At 39.7% G+C, this 541-nt stretch carries 1 protein-coding gene; it reads right to left on the bottom strand.

What is annotated here, in order from left to right; translation table 11 throughout:
• Window positions 1-12: 12 nt before the first annotated feature.
• On the bottom strand, window positions 13-541 hold a 529-nt coding region (locus tag NI455_RS15385), incomplete at its 5' end, for an IS5 family transposase (protein ID WP_253114897.1).

Raw genomic sequence — 541 nt, 5'->3', positions numbered from 1 at the left:
TAGGGCGTGTCCTCATTTGGCTTTACACCAAATAAATATGCAAGCAATGTAAATCATAGACTGGTAATTTCGTGCAAGCTTATCAAATCGGGTTGCAATCGCTCGGAAATGCTTCAATCTCGCAAACACATTTTCAACTAAATGTCTTAATTTATATAGATATTTATCAAACTCCTTATTCGATCTTTTACTATTTGATCTCATTGGAATGATGGGAATCATATCCTTGTTCTGGGCATATATTCTAATGTGCTCAGCATCATACCCCTTATCAGCAATGAGATAAGTTGCCTCGCCTACAGTATCAATCAGTTGTTTTGCAACTTGACTGTCGTGGACGCCACCCCCAGTGATTTTAAAATCAATCGGTAATCCATTCGCGTCGGTTGCAAGATGTATTTTTGTTGTTCGTCCACCACGTGATTGTCCAATTGCTCTTTCGAAACCATTCCGAGCTCCACTTGCATGTTGATGCACGCGTATGTAGCTTCCGTCAATGAATACCCATTCTTGATCCAAGACGCCTCGTAATCTAAAAAAA

It is taken from the genome of Acinetobacter lwoffii (assembly GCF_024129435.1).
In the GTDB taxonomy this organism is placed as follows: Bacteria; Pseudomonadota; Gammaproteobacteria; order Pseudomonadales; family Moraxellaceae; genus Acinetobacter; species Acinetobacter lwoffii_F.
This window is presented reverse-complemented; position numbering and strand designations above follow the sequence as displayed.